This is a genomic window from Zooshikella ganghwensis DSM 15267, assembly GCF_000428585.1.
GTDB classification, from domain to species: Bacteria; Pseudomonadota; Gammaproteobacteria; order Pseudomonadales; family Zooshikellaceae; genus Zooshikella; species Zooshikella ganghwensis.
On the sequence record NZ_AUAF01000374.1, the window covers coordinates 1 to 1,433 of the forward strand.

Genomic DNA, 1,433 nt, shown 5'->3' on the forward strand with positions numbered 1-1,433 from the left:
TATCCTAACGGATAAGTTAAATGAACCGCCCTGTGCGGTCCCGCATGCAGGGTGGTGTGGGGAGAGCTGGGTAGATACCAGCTCTTACCCGATTAAGCATGTTCGACACGTTCCAAGGCAAGGCGAGTAAAAATAGGGCCAATGATCTCAAACAAAACAGTTGATAAAACAGCTACTGATAGTAACGTTTGGCGATGTTCTGGTATGAAATACGATGCCACAAGCGCCATGCCAATAGCAACACCAGCTTGAGGTAATAAAGCAACCCCCATCCACCTCTTGGTTTGTCTGTCAGCCTTGCCAAACTGGCCGCCGATCCTGGCACCAACCATTTTCCCAACTATTCGAAAAATAATATAAACCGCGCAGATGAGACCTATTGAGCTAAGCATTCTCAGCTCAAGATTTGCACCGGCCAGCACGAAAAAAATGACCATAAACGGCCACTCGATACCCTCAATCGCATGTAAAGGTTGTTCGTGATGCTTGGCAAAGTTACCAACAACCACCCCTAACACCATAGATGCAATTAAAAATGAAACTCCTAGCCATAAAGCTATTCCTCCACATATAAAAACAGCTCCTAACGCTTCTGACAAAATTGGCTGGCCGGGCTTCACTCTACCCGTTAGATAAGCTGCAGGAAATCCAATACATAACCCAATCAGTATTGCTCCGCCAATGTCTTGTGCGACCATAAGTAGAGCTGAATGTTCAACCCCAACACTATTCGAAGACGACACTAGGGCAATACCCATTCCAAACAACATTAATGCCCAAGCATCATCGAGAGCAACAATAGATAGCAGTTGATTTTTAAAAGATTTTGTGTAGTTTGATTCTTGCGCGACATCCAGAATCGCTGCTGGATCAGTAGCTGATGCGAGGCAACCGAGCACTACTGCAAGCTCAAATGGTACGCCAAATAATATAAGAGCCAAGGTAACTATCAATGCAGTGATTGCTGCTGCGGTTATCGAAATCCAGATTGTTGCGCCCAAGTAACCTTTCAATGAGTTTACAGTCAGCCTACCACCTAACAAAAAACCAACCATCATCAATGCCATTTCACTAATAATTTCAAATTGATTCGAAAATATTATGGGAATAACATCAAGCCCTCCTTTTCCTATAACTACACCAAATATCAATAAAAGCGTTACGCGTGGCAGGTGGTTTTTTTTTCCAACAGCTGAGATTACTAGTCCACTTATTAGAACTCCGCCAAGCGTTAATAGAAATAAATAATCATCTAGGTTTGGTACGTTATCCATATTTTTGCTTAACTATTAATGAACGTCACTCTGACATAAAACACTCTGATTAATTTTAACTGGCTCTCACTATTTGAGCCAGATTCATATCATGAATTTTAACTTATCTAATTGATAATAAAGGGTATTTTGTTTTTTTGAAGGGGTGTTATACTTCAG

The 1,433-nt window shown here is 41.7% G+C and carries 1 protein-coding gene; it reads right to left on the bottom strand.

The window, feature by feature from the left end:
- Window positions 1-92: 92 nt before the first annotated feature.
- The gene (locus tag F607_RS0127075; RefSeq protein WP_027710477.1) at window positions 93-1,274 is read right to left on the bottom strand and encodes a cation:proton antiporter; all 1,182 of its coding nucleotides are present in this window, start codon (window positions 1,272-1,274) and stop codon (window positions 93-95) included.
- Window positions 1,275-1,433: the final 159 nt, after the last annotated feature.

Coding starts and splice junctions, on each gene's coding strand:
- F607_RS0127075 (WP_027710477.1), bottom strand. CDS start 1,274: ATGGATAACGTACCAAACCTAGATGATTATTTATTTCTATTAACGCTT.